Origin of the sequence: Bradyrhizobium diazoefficiens (genome assembly GCF_016616885.1) — a bacterium.
In the GTDB taxonomy this organism is placed as follows: Bacteria; Pseudomonadota; Alphaproteobacteria; order Rhizobiales; family Xanthobacteraceae; genus Bradyrhizobium; species Bradyrhizobium diazoefficiens_F.
In genome coordinates, this window is record NZ_CP067102.1 from 689716 (window position 1) to 704471 (window position 14756).

Annotated in this window: 11 protein-coding genes; 8 read left to right on the top strand and 3 right to left on the bottom strand. The window is 64.7% G+C overall.

The window, feature by feature from the left end:
* Nucleotides 1-11 precede the first annotated feature (11 nt).
* Genes JJC00_RS03170 through JJC00_RS03180 form a run of 3 tightly spaced genes read right to left on the bottom strand, consistent with a single transcriptional unit; the run spans nt 12 to nt 4806 of the window.
* Nucleotides 12-1757, bottom strand: coding sequence for an ATP-binding response regulator (locus JJC00_RS03170; protein ID WP_200471311.1), 1746 nt, complete (start codon nt 1755-1757; stop codon nt 12-14).
* Entirely contained in the window at nt 1727-3805 is a 2079-nt protein-coding gene (locus JJC00_RS03175) for a sensor histidine kinase (protein WP_246774328.1), read from the bottom strand. The genes JJC00_RS03170 and JJC00_RS03175 overlap by 31 nt, the downstream gene beginning before the upstream one ends.
* A gap of 5 nt (nt 3806-3810) precedes the next feature.
* Entirely contained in the window at nt 3811-4806 is a 996-nt protein-coding gene (locus JJC00_RS03180; protein ID WP_200471312.1) for a TRAP transporter substrate-binding protein, read from the bottom strand.
* Nucleotides 4807-5009: 203 nt separating this feature from the next.
* Here JJC00_RS03180 and ugpB point away from each other — a divergent pair, with 203 nt between their 5' ends.
* The 8 genes from ugpB to JJC00_RS03220 all read left to right on the top strand — a co-directional run bounded on the left by ugpB (nt 5010) and on the right by JJC00_RS03220 (nt 14750).
* A complete protein-coding gene (gene ugpB / locus JJC00_RS03185; RefSeq protein WP_246774075.1) occupies nt 5010-6335 on the top strand; it encodes a sn-glycerol-3-phosphate ABC transporter substrate-binding protein UgpB in 1326 nt (441 codons plus the stop codon).
* A 150-nt stretch (nt 6336-6485) separates the two neighbouring features.
* Nucleotides 6486-7439, top strand: coding sequence for an aminoglycoside phosphotransferase family protein (locus JJC00_RS03190; protein WP_200471313.1), 954 nt, complete (start codon nt 6486-6488; stop codon nt 7437-7439).
* 227 nt (nt 7440-7666) lie between these two features.
* On the top strand, nt 7667-9289 hold the full coding sequence (locus JJC00_RS03195; RefSeq protein WP_200471314.1) for an ABC transporter substrate-binding protein: 1623 nt from the start codon (nt 7667-7669) through the stop codon (nt 9287-9289).
* Nucleotides 9290-9400: 111 nt separating this feature from the next.
* On the top strand, nt 9401-10414 hold the full coding sequence (locus JJC00_RS03200; protein ID WP_200471315.1) for an ABC transporter permease: 1014 nt from the start codon (nt 9401-9403) through the stop codon (nt 10412-10414).
* Nucleotides 10415-10417: 3 nt separating this feature from the next.
* Entirely contained in the window at nt 10418-11317 is a 900-nt protein-coding gene (locus JJC00_RS03205; RefSeq protein WP_200471316.1) for an ABC transporter permease, read from the top strand.
* Between the two features lie 94 nt (nt 11318-11411).
* On the top strand, nt 11412-13142 hold the full coding sequence (locus JJC00_RS03210) for a dipeptide ABC transporter ATP-binding protein (protein WP_200471317.1): 1731 nt from the start codon (nt 11412-11414) through the stop codon (nt 13140-13142).
* A 26-nt stretch (nt 13143-13168) separates the two neighbouring features.
* The gene (locus JJC00_RS03215) at nt 13169-13348 is read left to right on the top strand and encodes a DUF4089 domain-containing protein (protein WP_200471318.1); all 180 of its coding nucleotides are present in this window, start codon (nt 13169-13171) and stop codon (nt 13346-13348) included.
* 7 nt (nt 13349-13355) lie between these two features.
* Complete coding sequence (locus tag JJC00_RS03220; protein ID WP_200471319.1) at nt 13356-14750, top strand: AtzE family amidohydrolase; 1395 nt, start codon at nt 13356-13358, stop codon at nt 14748-14750.
* Nucleotides 14751-14756 lie beyond the last annotated feature (6 nt).

Sequence of the window (14756 nt, forward strand, 5' to 3'; positions counted from 1 at the left end):
CGGTGCTCAAATCACGCCATCTCGGTCGCGGGCAGGGTGATGGTGAAGGTCGAACCCTTGCCCGGGCCGTCGCTCTCGGCGGTGACCTCGCCGCCATGCATGTCGATAATACGCTTGACGATGGACAACCCAAGCCCCGTCGAGCTCTCACCTGCCGTCGGTTTTGCGGATAGCCGCTGGAACCGGCCGAACAGGCGGCCGAGATCCTCCGGCGACAGGCCGGCGCCCTCGTCGCTGACGCGAATGATGGTGTCGTGGCCTTCATGGCTGACCGCAACCGTGATCTTGCCGCCGATCGGTGAGTATTTGATGGCGTTGCTGATGAGATTGTCGATCGCCTCGCGGATGCGGTCGGTGTCGCACATGGTGACGATATTGGCCGGCGCCGTGAGGTGGATGGCCTGCTGCTTGTTGACCGCGAGCGGCTGGTTGGCCTCGGCGACCTCCTTCACCAGGGCTGCGACGTCGACCGGCTCGCGGCGGATGGTGATGTCGAAGGCGTCAGCCATCGCGTCCGAGATCAGATGGTCGACCATCGTGGTCAGGCGCTTGGTGGCATCGCGGATGTGATCGACCTGGGCGACCACGCCGCTCGACGAGGCGCCGGTCGAGATCAGCTCCTTCAGCATCTCGGTGCGGCCGAGAATGACGCCGAGCGGGTTCTTCAGATCGTGCGCGACCGTGCCCAGGATCTCGTTCTTGAAGCCGTTGGCGCGCTGCAGCCGCAGCCATTGTGCCGACAGCCGCCGGTTGGCCTGCATCAGCGCGCGGGTGCGCTGGGCGACGCGGTCTTCCAGCTGGGTGTTGGCGTCCTGGAGCTGCTGGTAGAGGATGACGTTGTCGAACGCGATCGAGAGCCGGCTGGAGAAGATCTCGACCAGCGAGCGGTCGGTCTCCGACAGCTCGCGCTCGGCCTGCAGCAGCACCACGACCTCGCGGCCAGATCCGGTGCGCAGATAGATCACGCTGCGGTGGTCGGCGAACTCGTTCTTGCGACGCTGGAAGGCGTCCTCCACCATCTGACGCAGATCGGGGTCGAGCGCCTTCGACGAGGTCGTGCCGATGAAGCGGCTGTAGCAGCCGCTGCCGGCGAGCACCGAGAGCTCGGGATCGACGCCGCCATTGTCGCGCAAAACCAGGATGCCGGCGCAATCGACATTGAGCAGCGAGGCAAGCTGGGTCAGCACGCCCTCGGCGAGCCGCTGCATCGACTTGAAGTCGTACAGCGTCGACGCCGCATCGATGATGATCTCGAGCCCGCGCCTGGTCTGCACCATGCGCTCGAGCTGCTGGTAGGAGCGCAGCGCCGCGGTCAGCGAGGTGAACAGCTTGTCGGCCGTGAGCTCGGTCTTGGCCTTGTAGTCGTTGATGTCGTACTGCACGATTACGCGGCGCTCCGGCGCTTGGCCGGGCTGGCCGGTGCGCAAGATGATACGCACGGTCTCGTTCTTGAGCTCGTTGCGGATGTATTCGACCAGGTCGAGGCCGGCGACGTCGGTCTCCATGATGACATCGAGCAGCACGGCGGCGATGTCGTTGTGCGCGGCCATCAGCTTGCGACCTTCCGCCGCGGAATGGGCGGAGAGGATTTCCAGCCCCTGGCCGTTCAGGCTGTAGTCGGACAGCGCGAAGCGGGTGCCGTCATGCACGGCCGGATCGTCGTCGATCACGGCGATCTTCCATTTCCGCGCGTCCATATCCTCCGACGCGGTACCGGTGTCGTCGATCAGGTGGAGGACATCGTCCTGTTCGGCCATTGAGAAGTCCCGTCGCTTTCTGTGCTTTCCGCGCCGCCCTTGGCGATCCGCGGCATGATAATCCGAAAAGTAGTGCCTTGTCCCAGCTTGGATTCCAGCATCATCCGCCCACCGAGCTGCTGGGTGACAAGGTTATAGACGATATGCAAGCCCAGTCCCGTGCCACCTTCATTGCGCCGGGTGGTAAAGAATGGATCAAAGGCCTGGCGCTGCACGTCGGGGGTCATGCCGGCCCCGTCATCGGCGAAGATGATCTCGATATCATCGGTGCCGCGCGGCCGCGCCGAGATCGTGATGGTGCCGGCGCGGCCGTCGGCAAAGGCGTGGTTGGCGGCGTTGAGGAACAGATTGGTCAGGATCTGGCCGTAGGAGCCGGGATAGCCGTCGAGCAAGAGCCCCTCGGGCACGTCGACCTGGAGCGTGATCGGCGAGCGCTTCAGTACCGGGCGCAGGCTCGCGATGATCTGGTCGGTGGCTTCGCTCAATGAGAATTGCCGCCGCTCGGCGTGCGAACGGTCGACCGCAACCTGCTTGAACGACTGGATCAGCTCGCCGGCGCGGGTGAGGTTGGCGACCAGCTGCTGCGAGGCGTCGCGCGAGGACTGCACGAACTCTTCCAGCTGCGAGCGGCGCAAGCCCCCATCGCCCTTGAGCTGGGCCTCAAAGATCTCGCTGCGCCGGGCAAAGCTGGAGGCAACCGTCAGGCTGATGCCGATCGGGTTGTTGACCTCATGCGCGACGCCGGCGACGAGGCCGCCGAGTGCAGCGAGCCGCTCTGCGTCGATCAGATTCTGCTGCGCCGTGTTGAGCTCGAGCAGCGCGCTCTCGGCCTTTTCCTTCGACGCCCGCAGCTCGTCCTCGGTCTCGCGTTTCGCGATCGCGTTCTCGCGGAACACCTCCACCGCGCGCGCCATGGCGCCGACCTCGTCGCGGGCCTTGGTGCCCTGCACCTCGCGGCCGAGATCGCCGAGCGTGATCGCGCGCATCGCCGCCATGATCTGCTGCAGCGGCAGCCGGATCGACAGCGCGATCAGCACGCCGGCGCTGAGGATGATGCCGAGGAAGATCACGGCGATCGACAGCACACGGCGCGAGATATCCGCCAGCGTGCGGTCAAACGTCGCCTGGGCCTTCTGCTCGCGCTGGCGCATCTTTGTCGAGAGATCGTCGATGGCGCCGATCGCCTCGGCCTGGCTGGCATCGATGGTGTTGCGCAGGAGTTCAGTGCGGCTGGTCAGCTGCTCGGACAGCTTTGCAAAGCCCTCGCGCAGCGCCGTGGTGCGGGCGCCGAGCTTTTGCAGCGCCATGCGCTGGAGATCGTTGTCGGCCAGATCGATCATGACCGGAATGGTCTTCTCGATCGTCTCGGTGTTGCGGCGCGCATCGTCGGCGGCGCCGGGCGACAGCGACAGGTAATAGGAATTGGCCGCGACCAGCATCGCGGTGAAGGCCTCGCGCGACTTGCCGAGCGAGGGCCAGATCAGCGCGTCGCGATGGCCGGTGGCGCCCTCGATGATGGAGTACAGGCCCGCCATGTCCCTGGCCGGGCCCTGTACCTGCTCCTCATAGGTCCTGGCGATGGTGGACTGCACGCTGCGCAGCTCGCCAAAGCCGTTGAGGAAGCGGTCGGTGGTGCGCTCCAGCTCCTCGACCGAGCCCGACAGCATCGGGTCCTTGGCGGCGCGGTCGGTCAGCGTGCCCAGCACGGCCTCGCGCAGCAGCAGGATCTCGGCGAACAGGTCCGGGCTCGGCTGATTGATGTAGCGGTGGATCAGGTTCTGGAGGCGCCCGGTCTCGCTTTCGAGCAGCGCCAGGATCCGGTCGGATTCGCGGACCTGGCGGACGTCGTCCCAGGCCGAGGACAGCACCTGCGCGCCGTTCCAGATCATCGCCACCAGCACGATCACGACGGCGGAGTTCAGCGCCGCGATCGACAGGATGCGCCAGCGGATCGGCACCGCCCGCAGCGCGCCGACAAGGCGCGCGCGCAGCCGCCCGATCGGGCCCGGTGGCCGCTCTGCGAGTTCGCTGTGTCCTGGCGCGGCCAGAAGGGTCACTCCACCTTGCGAATGCGGTCGATCAGCGCGGCGGCGGCGGGATCCTTCGCGGCCTTGGCGTAGATCGGCGCCATCGCATCCTCGAACGGCTTGCGGTCGATATCCTTGATGACGGTGATGCCGGCGGCCTCCGCTTTGAGCTGCGACTGCTCCTCGAGGTCACGCCACTTCTCGCGCATGAACTGGCTGGAGCGCACCGCGGCCTCCCTGAAGATGATCTGGTCGTCGGTCGACAGGCTGCGCCAGGCCTTGAGCGAGATCACCAGCACCTCCGGGCTCATCGTGTGCTCGGTCAGCGCAAGGTAGCCGGCATATTTGTAATGGTCTGTGGTCACGAAGGATGGCCAGTTGTTTTCAGCGCCGTCGATCAGATGGGTCGCAAGCCCCGTGAGCACCTGCGCATAGGGCAATTCGACCGGCTCGGCACCGAGCGAGCGGATCATCTGGCTCATCAACTCCGATTGCTGCACCCGGATCCGCAATCCCCTGAGATCCGCGATGCTCTTCACGGGGCGGATCGCATTGTAGATCGAGCGTGCCCCGGAATCGTAGAAGGCGAGCCCGACGAAGCCGTAGGGCTCGAAGCTGCCGAGGATTTCGTTGCCGATCGGCCCGTCCAGCACCTTCTGCATGTGCTCGATGGACCGGAACAGGAACGGCATCGCCAGCACGTTCATCGCCGGGACGAAATTGCCGATCAGAGCCACATTGGTCCGGTTGAGGTCGATCGCGCCGGCGCGGGTCTGCTCGATCGTCTCCTTCTCCTCGCCGAGCTGGCGGGAGTGAAATACCTTGATCTCGTGGCGTCCGCCGGTGCGCTCCGCGATCAGGGCGCTCATGTAGCGCAGCGCCTGCACGGTTGGGTAATCCTCGGTCTGGGTGTCGGCGGCGCGGAATTCGCGCGCAGCGGCGCTCGTCGCGCAAATGGCGAATAGAAGCGCGACGAAGATCACCCCGGTCCGCGAGAGTTCGGCACGGCTCAACACTGGCACACTCAGCCCCTCAGTGGTGGAGTCTATGGCGGGAGCAAAAGGTTCAATGCAATCTAGCAGATGGTAGAGGGAAGGCCATCCCGGGCAGGGTCGCCGGGGCGATTGTGCGCTGCGGCCCGCTTTCATTCCCGGTTGAAACCGATGGTCGCGCGCCTTAAGCAGGGTGCGGTCGCCTTTTGGCGCTTGATCCGGGAAGAGCCATCGTGACTTCAGCATTGCGCTTTTTGCAGGTCGCCGCCGCCACCCTGGCTCTCATCCTGAGTTCGCAGGCGCATGCCGCCACCGACATCGCGCTGTGGCACGCCATGTCGGGTGAGCTCGGCAAGCAGCTCGAAAAGCTCACCTCCGACTTCAACGCCTCGCAGTCGGACTACCGCATCGTGCCGAGCTACAAGGGCAGCTACACCGAGACGGTGACGGCCGCGATCTTCGCCTTCCGCTCGCGCAGCCAGCCCGCGATCGTCCAGGTCAACGAGGTCGCCACGGCGACCATGACCGCGGCCAAGGGCGCGATCTATCCGGTCTACAGCATGATGCGCGACATGGGCGAGCCGTTCTCGCTCAACGACTATCTTCCGGCGGTCTCCGGCTATTACACCGATGCGAGCGGCAATTTGCTGTCGTTCCCGTTCAACTCGTCGACGCCGATCCTCTATTACAACAAGACCATGTTTCGCGACGCCGGCCTCGATCCCGAGACGCCGCCGAAGACGTGGCCCGAGCTGGGCGCCGCTGCAAAGCGCCTGCGTGACCGCGGTGCCGTCTGCGGCTTCACCACGTCCTGGCCGTCCTGGATCCATGTCGAGAATCTTTCGGCATTTCACAATCTGCCGTTGGCTACGCGCGCCAATGGCTTTGCCGGCCTGGATGCCGAGCTGACCATCAACAATCCGGTCGTGGTCAAGCACATCGCCCAGCTTGCCGAATGGCAGAAGACAAAACTGTTCGACTATAGCGGCCGCGGGCAAGCGGCCGAGCCGCGCTTCCAGAACGGCGAGTGCGGCATCTTCATCGGCTCCTCGGCGACGCGCGCCGACATCAAGGCCAATTCGAAGTTCGAGATCGGCTACGGCATGATGCCGTACTGGCCCGACGTGAACGGCGCGCCGCAGAATTCCATCATTGGCGGCGCCACGCTGTGGGTGCTGCGCGACCGCCCGCGCGAGGAATACAAGGGCGTAGCGCGGTTCTTCGCCTATCTGTCGCAGCCCGGCGTGCAGGCGGCCTGGCACCAGAACACCGGCTACCTGCCGATCACCCGCGCTGCCTTCGAGCTGACGCGCGCGCAGGGTTTTTACGAGCGCAATCCGGGCTCGGCGATCTCGTTCGAGGAGATCACGCTGCATCCACCGACCGAGAATTCGAAGGGCATAAGGCTTGGCTCCTTCAACCTGATCCGCGGCGCGATCGAGGAGGAGCTGGAGCAGGCCTTCGCCGGCCAGAAGAGCGCGCCAGCCGCGCTGGATGCCGCGGTCGAGCGCGGCAACAAGCTGCTGCGCCAGTTCGAGCGCGCCAGCCCGGAGCGGTAGTGGCCGTGGGATTAGAACTCGTTGTAGCCACGAACGAGGTGCGCTCCCTCCCCCGTGCCTTCGGCACGACCTCTCCCGCAAGCGGGAGAGGTGCACTGTCTGCTCGGCTTGCATCGACTCCACGAAGCTTGTTCGGATGAGCCAGGGCGGATGATCAACGTTCCGTCGCTACCAGCTTTCGCCGACGCGAAGGGCTTTCGCGTCTGGCGCTCCCAGCCCCCGCAATGGCTGCCGATCGCGCTCGATATCGCGCGCAGCCATGGCATCGATACCAGCTCGCCACATGTGTTCGCGACCGGCACCAATCTCGTGGTCGGCTTCGGCGAGAAGCTGATCCTGAAGATCTTCCCGCCGCTGCTGCGCGCGCAATTCGTCTCGGAACGCGGCTCGCTGATGCAGCTGAGGGGCCGGCTTCATCTGTCAATCCCCGAGATCGTCGCGGAGGGCGAGCGCGACGGCTGGCCCTATCTGATCATCACGCGCCTCGCCGGCACGCTCGGCTCGGAAGTCTGGCAGCAACTGCCGGAAGCGCAAAAGGAGCGCGTGTTGCGCCAGATCGGCGAGACCATTGTTGCCGTGCAGCGCGCGCCGCTCGGCCCGCTCGCGCACATCGAGCCGCGGTGGGATGCGTTCATGCACACGCAGATGCAGGGCTGTCGCGCGCGGCACACCCGTCTCGGCCTTGCCCCGAAATTCCTTGAAGGCCTCGACGATCTGCTGCGCGACGCCGCGACGCTGATTCCGAAGGACGCGCCGCCGGTGATCCTGATCGGCGAATACATTCCGGAGAACTTTCTGCTCGCCTGCCACAATGGCGATTGGTCGCTCGCCGGCCTGTTCGACTTCGGCGACGTCCGGGCGGGCTGGCGCGATTACGATCTGCTCGGCCCGAGCGCGTTCATGTCGGCGGGCTGGCCGGGGAGGGTCCGCAGCCTGCTCGAAGGTTTTGGCTATGCGAAGCCGGACTACGCGCTCAAGCGGCGCCTGATGGCCCTGATGCTGCTGCACTCGGCCAGCGACCTCAACAGCCACATCTGCATCGAGGGCTGGCAAGACAAGGCGGACGATCTGGTCGCGCTGCAGGATTTGATCTGGGCGGAGTGAGATATGTCGCCTATCAAATAAGCCGATGTAGATTTGAGCCTAATTTTTGAGCACTCTGATCCTCTTTGTATGCAAGAAGAAAGGCTTGGGTGTCGAGGCATCATGCCGCAAATCCGCCATTAACTGCATAATATCAATGCGTTATATCAGGCTTAAGATCCCATTAAGCCTTGGCACGAACCTTGCGAATCCGGTTCCAACCAAAAACTTTGAGTTGGAGCCGTTTCATGAAGCGTCGCGATTTTCTCAAGTCCGTGTCCGGATTGGCCGCCGGCGCGGCGCTTCCGGCGATGCCGCAGGTCATGTCCTCGGCCTATGCCGACGCGCGCTCGGAGACGCTGCTGATCGTCTCGGAAGGCGGCCCGAACAATCTCGACATCCACGGCGTCGGCACCAACGTGCCCGGCTATGAAGTGTCCTGGAATTGCTACGACCGGCTGATCAGCCACGAGATGAAGGTCGGCCCCGGCGGGGTGCCCTATTACGACCGCGACAAGTTCAAGGGCGAGCTCGCCGAGGAGTTCAAGATCGACGAGATGTCGGTCACCTTCAAGCTGCGCAAGAACGCCAAATTCCACGACGGCACGCCGGTTACCGCCAAGGACGTGAAGTGGTCGCTCGATCGCGCGGTCAGCGTCGGCGGCTTCCCGACCTTCCAGATGAGTGCGGGCTCGCTGACCAAGCCTGAGCAGTTCGTCGTGATCGACGACTATACCGTGCGCGTCGATTTCCTGAAGAAGGACAGGCTGACGATCCCCGATCTCGCCGTGATCGTGCCCTGCATCGTCAACTCCGAGCTGGTGAAGAAGAACGCCAACGAGAAGGATCCCTGGGGTCTCGAATTTACCAAACAGCAGACCGCGGGCTCCGGCGCCTACAAGGTGACGAAGTGGACGGCCGGCACCGAAGTGATCATGGAGCGCAACGAGGATTGGGTCTGCGGTCCGCTGCCGAAGATCAAGCGCGTGATCTGGCGCATGGTGCCGCAGGCCGGCAACCGCCGCGCGCTGCTCGAGCGCGGTGACGCCGATATCTCCTACGAGCTCCCGAACAAGGATTTCCAGGAGATGAAGGCCAGCGGCAAGCTCAACGTGGTGTCGCTGCCGTTCTCCAACGGGATCCAGTATATCGGCATGAACGTCACCAAGCCGCCCTTCGACAATCCAAAAGTTCGTCAGGCAGTCGCCTACGCGCTGCCCTATCAGAAGATCATGGACGCCGTGATGTTCGGGCTGGCGAACCCGATGTTCGGCGCGGCAAAGGACAAGCCGACCGAAGTCGCCTGGCCGCAGCCGCACAAATACAACACCGACATCGAGAAGGCGAAGGCACTGATGGCGGAAGCCGGCCTCGCGGGCGGCTTCGAGACCACGATCTCGTTCGACCTCAATTTCGGCGGCGTCAACGAGCCGCTTTGCGTGCTGGTGCAGGAGAGTCTCGCGCAGATCGGCATCAAGACCACCATCAACAAGGTGCCCGGCGCCAACTGGCGCACCGAGTTGAACAAGAAGGAGATGCCGCTCTTCACCAACGTGTTCTCGGGCTGGCTCGATTACCCCGAATACTTCTTCTATTGGTGCTATCACGGCAACAATTCCGTCTTCAACACCATGAGCTACAAGTCGGCGGAGATGGACAAGCTCATCGACGGCGCGCGCAACGCCGCCGCGATCGGCGACATCGCGACCTACGACACCGACGTGAAAGGCTTCGTCGATCTCGCCTACACCGACATCCCGCGCATCCCGCTGTACCAGCCCTTCGTCAACGTCGCGATGCAGAAGAACATCTCGGGCTACCAATACTGGTTCCACCGCCGCCTCGACTATCGCGCGATGGCGAAGGGGTGAGAGGGGCGAATAGCGAATGGCGAATAGGGAGTAGCGAACAGTGATCAGGAGCCGCCACCAGCGCCTACTCGCCATTCGCCATTCGCTATTCGCGCGAGCGGAGCGAGCCCCATGCTCACCATGATCGGCAAGCGCCTGATGTTCGCGATCCCCTCGCTCATCGGCGTCGTCATCGTCACCTTCCTGCTGACGCGCGCGCTGCCGGGTGATCCGGCCGCGTATTTTGCGGGGCCTGCCGCGACCAAGGAAGCGGTCGAGCAGATCCGCAAGAAGCTCGGCCTCGACAAGCCGCTGATCGAGCAGTTCTTCCGCTACACCAACGACCTCGCGCATGGCGATTTCGGCAACTCGCTCACGACAGGCCAGCCCGTCGCTGCCGAAATTCGCAACCGCCTTCCGGCTTCCGCCGAGCTGACGCTGCTCGGCCTGATCGTCTCGATTGTCATCGCCATCCCGCTTGGCGTGCTCGCAGCAACGCGGCCGGGGTCATGGATCGACCATTTATGTCGCGTCACGACAACGGCCGGCGTGTCGTTGCCGGTGTTCTTCACCGGCCTGGTGCTGGTCTATGTCTTTTACTTCCAGCTCGGCTGGTCGCCCGCGCCGCTCGGCCGGCTCGATGTATTCTACAGCGCGCCGTCGACGGTCACCGGCTTCTATCTGATCGACACGCTGATCGCGCGTGACCTCGAGGCGTTCCGCTCGGCGCTGAGCCAGCTCATCCTGCCGGCGACGACGCTTGCGATCTTCTCGCTGGCGCCGATCGCGCGCATGACGCGCGCCTCGATGCTGGCGGTGCTGTCATCCGAATTCGTCCGCACCGCGCGCGCCAGCGGCCTGTCGCCGGCGACCGTCATCGTCACCTACGCGTTCCGCAACGCAATGCTGCCTGTGATCACCACGCTCAGCATGGTGTTCTCCTTCCTGCTTGGCGCCAACGTGCTGGTGGAAAAAGTCTTCGCCTGGCCCGGCATCGGCTCCTACGCGGTGGAAGCGCTGATCTCGTCGGACTTCGCGCCGGTGCAGGGCTTCGTGCTGACCATGGCGGTGATGTACGTGCTGCTCAATCTCGTGATCGACATTCTCTATGGCGTGATCGATCCACGCGTCAGGCTTGAGGGCTGAACCATGAGCTCTGTTGCACCCGCCGTCGAACCCGCCGGTCCCGCGCGAACTTCGGGTCTGGTCGCGATCCTCGACCAGACCCGCTACGTTCTCGGCGAGAACAAGGTCACGGGCTTTTCCTTCGCCCTGCTGATCGTGATTCTGCTTGCCGCGGTCTTCGGCCCGTATGTCGTGCCGTACGATCCGCTCGCCTCGGACACGGCGGCGGCGCTGAAAGCACCGTCGGCCGCGCACTGGTTCGGCACCGATCAGCTCGGCCGCGACATCTTCAGCCGTGTCGTGGTGGCGACGCGGCTCGATACCTTCATCGCGGTCGCCTCCGTCGTGCTGGTGTTCCTGATGGGCGGGCTTGCCGGCATCGCGGCGGGCTATTTCGGCGGCTGGACCGACCGTATCGTCGGCCGCATCGCCGACACCATCATGGCGTTCCCGCTGTTCGTGCTGGCGATGGGCATCGTCGCGGCGCTCGGCAACACTGTGCAGAACATCATTCTGGCCACGGCCATCGTCAACTTCCCGCTCTATGCCCGCGTCGCGCGCGCCGAAGCCAACGTCCGCCGCAATGCCGGCTTTGTGCAAGCCGCGCGGCTGTCGGGCAACGGCGAATTCCGCATCCTGCTGGTGCATATCCTGCCGAACATCATGCCGATCATGATCGTGCAGATGTCGCTGACCATGGGTTACGCCATTTTGAATGCCGCCGGCCTGTCTTTCATCGGCCTCGGTGTCCGGCCGCCGACCGCCGAATGGGGCATCATGGTCGCGGAAGGGGCGGGCTTCATGGTCTCCGGTGAATGGTGGATCGCGCTGTTCCCCGGCCTCGCGCTGATGATCGCCGTGTTCTGCTTCAATCTCCTCGGCGACGGCCTGCGCGATATCGTCGATCCCCAGCGGAGGACGTGATGGTCGATTTTCCGCGAAGATTCTTCAATGATTCCAATGCCGCTCTACTGTGCATGGGGTTGTTTTTGAGCGTCTTGGGCGAGGGGAGGTATCCATGACCGCCCAGCCACTGCTCGACGTCCAGGACCTCACGGTCGAATTCACCACCCGCCGCGGCATCGTCAAGGCCGTGCAGCACGTCAACATCTCCGTGGCCAAGGGCGAGACGCTTGCCATCGTCGGCGAGTCCGGCTCCGGCAAGTCGGTGACGTCTTACGCGGTGATGCGCATCCTCGACCGCGCCGGCAGGATCGCCGAGGGCTCGGTGATGTTTTCCGGCATCGACGTCAAGGCCGCGACCGAAGACCAGATGCGCGACCTGCGCGGCCGTGAAGTCTCGATGATCTTCCAGAACCCGCGCGCGGCGCTCAACCCGATCCGCAAGGTCGGCGACCAGATCGAGGACGTGCTGCGCACCCATGTGCAGCAGGCCCAGGTCACAGATCGCGGCGAGAAGGCGATCGAGGCGCTGGAGCAGGTCAAGATCGCCCGCCCGCGCGAGCGCTATCACGCCTATCCGTTCGAGCTGTCCGGCGGCATGTGCCAGCGCGTCGTCATCGCGCTCGCGCTCGCCTGCAATCCGCAATTGCTGATCGCGGACGAGCCGACCACCGGCCTCGACGTCACCACCCAGAAGGCGGTGATGGATCTGATCGTCGAGCTGACCAAGCGCAAGGCGATGTCGACCATCCTGATCACCCACGATCTTGGCCTCGCCGCTGCCTATTGCGACCGCGTCGTGGTGATGGAGAAGGGCCGGGTGGTCGAGACCGCCAAGGCCGCCGACATTTTTGCCAATCCGCAGCACCCCTACACCAAGAAGCTCATGCGCGCGACACCGCGGCTTGGTGTGTCGTTGCGGGATTTGCTGCCCGAAGAGGAGGGCGCTGCCTTCGCCTCTCCCCGCGTGCGGGAAGAGGCCGACGCGCAAAGCGGGGCGAGGGAGAAGACACCCCTCCTGCGCATCGAAAAGCTCGTCAAGGAATACCCCCGCCAGGGCGCCACCGCCACGCTCGGAAAACTGTTCGGCCGCAAGCCGCCTGTGGAGCCGGATGTGTTCCGTGCCGTCGACGGCATCAGCTTCGCGATCGGCCATGGCGAGAGCGTCGGCCTGGTCGGCGAATCCGGCTGCGGCAAATCGACCACGTCGATGATGCTGATGCGGCTCCTGGACCAGACCTCCGGCCTGATCCAGTTCGACGGCGAGGACATCGGCGGCATCGCGCCAACTTCGTTTGCCCGGCTGCCGCAGCGCAGCCGCATCCAGATGGTGTTCCAGGATCCGACCGACAGCCTCAACCCGCGCTTCACCGCCGCGCGCGCCATTGTCGATCCGATCATGCAGCTCGGCGGCATCAGGGGCCGCGACGGGCTCCGCACCCGCTGCGAGGACCTGGCCACCATGGTCGGCCTGCCGCACAATCTGCTCGATCGCTTCCCGCACCAGCTCTCCGGCGGCCAGAAGGCCCGCGTCGGCATCGCCCGCGCCATCGCGCTGCATCCAAAGCTCGTCATCCTGGACGAGCCGACGGCGGCGCTCGACGTCTCGGTGCAGGCTGTCGTCCTGAATCTGCTTCAGGACCTGAAGGCGCGGCTAGGTATGAGCTATCTGTTCGTCTCGCATGATTTGAATGTAGTGCGCTTGTTGTGCGATCGTGTCATTGTGATGCGGACGGGGCGGATCGTCGAAGAGGGCTGTTCCGAGAAGGTCTTGAGCGATCCGCAGGACGACTACACCAAGGAGCTGCTGACGGCGATCCCGCATCCGCCGTTGCAGGTACACTGAGAGTGCACTGATTGTTTGGGAGCGTGATGGCCGAGCCGCTGGACGATTATATCGACGCCGTATCGAAAGCGCTGGCGCTGCCGGTCAAGGAGGCCTGGCGGCCCGCGGTGCGCGCCAATCTCGAAGTGTCGCTGCGGCTTGGCCGCATGGTCGACGAATTCGTGCTGCCGGACGAGACCGAGCCGGCGCCGATCTTCACGGTCTGACGCTGCCATGACCACCAAGCCAGAGATGACGGCCTCCGAGATTGCGACCGCGGTTGCGGGCGGCAAGATGTCGGCGCTCGATGCCACTGAAGCGGCGCTCGCGCGCATCAAGCAGCACGACGGCATTCTCAATTCCTTCACCGACGTCACCGCCGACCGCGCGCGTGCGAAGGCGCGCGCGATCGATGCCGATATCGCGGCCGAAAAGACCGTCGGCCCGCTCGCCGGCGTGCCTTTTGCCGTGAAGAACCTGTTCGACGTCGCGGGTCTGCCCACGCGGGCCGGCTCGAAGATCAACCGCGATCTTGCGCCCGCCAAGCGCGACGCCACGCTGATCGAGCGCATGGAAGCCGCCGGCGCCGTGTTGGTCGGTGCGCTCAACATGGGCGAATACGCCTACGACTTCACCGGCGAGAACGTCCATGACGGTCCCTCGTGCAACCCGCATGACACCACGCGCATGACCGGTGGCTCCTCCGGCGGCTCGGGGAGCGCCGTCGGCGGCGCGCTGGTGCCGATCGCGCTCGGCTCGGACACCAACGGTTCGATCCGCGTGCCGTCCTCGTTCTGCGGCATCTTCGGCCTGAAGCCGACCTATGGGCGGCTGTCGCGGGCGCGCTCGTTCCCGTTCGTGGCAAGCCTCGATCATCTCGGCCCGTTCGCCCGATCCGTCACCGATCTCGCGCTCGCCTATGACGCGATGCAGGGCCCGGATGCCGACGATGCCGCCTGCACCACGCGTGGCCTGGAACCGACGCTGCCGCTGATCGCCAATCCGGTTTCGGATTTGCGCATCGCAATCGCCGGGGGCTATTTTCAGAAGAACGTGTTTCCGGAAGCTGTCGAAGCCATCGGCCGTATCGCCAAGGCGCTTGGCGCGACGAAAGTGGTCGATGTGCCCGAAGCCGCGCGCGCCCGCGCAGCAGCCTACGTCATCACCACCACGGAAGGTGCCTCGCTGCATCTTGATCGCCTGCGCAGGCGCCCGAACGATTTCGATCCGGCCGTGCGCGACCGGCTGATCGCCGGCGCCATGGTGCCCGCGCCGCTGGTCGATCGCGCGCAAAAATTCCGCCGCTGGTATCGCGCGCAATTCGCAGAGATCTTCAAGTCCGTCGACGTGCTGATCGCACCGGCGACGCCCTGCACCGCGCCAAAACTCGGCCAGGTCAACTTCAACCTCGACGGCGTCGAGTTGCCGGTGCGCGCCAATATCGGCATCCACACCCAGCCGATCTCGTTCATCGGCTTGCCCGTGGTTGCCGTGCCGGTGCCGCTCGAGCCACTGCCGATCGGCGTGCAGATCATTGCTGCGCCCTGGCGCGAGGACATCGCGCTGCGCGTCGCCTACGCTTTGGAAAAGATGGGCGTTGCCGCCGCGCCGTCGCCAAGGGGACTTTAAGAGGAA

Excerpts from the sequence above, each read along its gene's own strand:
- JJC00_RS03190 (WP_200471313.1), top strand. The coding sequence starts at position 6,486 with ATGATCAACGTTCCGTCGCTACCAGCTTTCGCCGACGCGAAGGGCTTT.
- JJC00_RS03170 (WP_200471311.1), bottom strand. The coding sequence starts at position 1,757 with ATGGCCGAACAGGACGATGTCCTCCACCTGATCGACGACACCGGTACC.
- JJC00_RS03210 (WP_200471317.1), top strand. The coding sequence starts at position 11,412 with ATGACCGCCCAGCCACTGCTCGACGTCCAGGACCTCACGGTCGAATTC.
- JJC00_RS03205 (WP_200471316.1), top strand. The coding sequence starts at position 10,418 with ATGAGCTCTGTTGCACCCGCCGTCGAACCCGCCGGTCCCGCGCGAACT.
- JJC00_RS03200 (WP_200471315.1), top strand. The coding sequence starts at position 9,401 with ATGCTCACCATGATCGGCAAGCGCCTGATGTTCGCGATCCCCTCGCTC.
- JJC00_RS03220 (WP_200471319.1), top strand. The coding sequence starts at position 13,356 with ATGACCACCAAGCCAGAGATGACGGCCTCCGAGATTGCGACCGCGGTT.
- JJC00_RS03215 (WP_200471318.1), top strand. The coding sequence starts at position 13,169 with ATGGCCGAGCCGCTGGACGATTATATCGACGCCGTATCGAAAGCGCTG.
- JJC00_RS03195 (WP_200471314.1), top strand. The coding sequence starts at position 7,667 with ATGAAGCGTCGCGATTTTCTCAAGTCCGTGTCCGGATTGGCCGCCGGC.